The sequence below is a fragment of the Ammoniphilus soli genome (assembly GCF_040813775.1).
Genome location: NZ_JBEGDL010000160.1, coordinates 1 through 680, shown reverse-complemented (window position 1 = coordinate 680; position 680 = coordinate 1). Strand labels below are relative to the sequence as shown.

At 38.5% G+C, this 680-nt stretch carries 1 protein-coding gene; it reads left to right on the top strand.

Going from position 1 to position 680, the window contains the following annotated elements; genetic code table 11:
- Positions 1 to 159 precede the first annotated feature (159 nt).
- Positions 160 to 603 (top strand): cell wall hydrolase, encoded by a 444-nt coding sequence (locus tag ABLT31_RS38845; protein ID WP_367761069.1) that lies wholly within the window; start codon positions 160 to 162, stop codon positions 601 to 603.
- The last annotated feature ends 77 nt before the right edge of the window (positions 604 to 680 follow it).

Below are 680 nucleotides of genomic sequence, written 5' to 3'. Positions count from 1 at the left end.
GATGAGGATAATTAGCTAGGTTGGAGGTATTAATACTAATCATTAGGATTTTAATCAAATAATACTTTTTTAAAAGAATATGGGAGGCGTTCGACAGGTAGGCACATTATTCCCGAAACTTAATATCCTATAGTTATAAAGCTTATAGGTGGTGAAATAATGGCAGTTGTTAAAGCAAGAGCGTCTGACATTGATCTCTTAGCAAGATTACTTCGGGCTGAAGCTGAGGGTGAAGGTGAATTGGGAATGCTGCTTGTTGGGAATGTAGGGATTAACAGAATAAGGTCGAACTGTTCAGATTTTAAAGGTATTCGTACCATTCCTCAAATGGTTCATCAACCACATGCGTTTGAGGCTGTTATTCACCCATATTTTTATCAAAAGCCGAGAGATAAAGAAAGACGGTTAGCGCGAAGGGCTGTTAACGGAGAAAGGTTTTGGCCAGCGAAATATAGTTTGTGGTATTTTCGTCCGGGAACGGCCACAGCTCCCCAGCCATGTCCGCCGACCTGGTATAATCAGCCTTTTGTAGATAGACATAAACTTCATTGTTTTTACCAACCAACAGGTGAAGAATGTGAAAATGTTTATAACATTTATTAGAACAGTAAAAGTAATAAAATAGAACCTATTATCAACAGAGCTCCAGCGATGGGGCTTTTTATTTTTCTAACCAAAAC

Coding starts and splice junctions, on each gene's coding strand:
- ABLT31_RS38845 (WP_367761069.1), top strand. CDS start 160: ATGGCAGTTGTTAAAGCAAGAGCGTCTGACATTGATCTCTTAGCAAGA.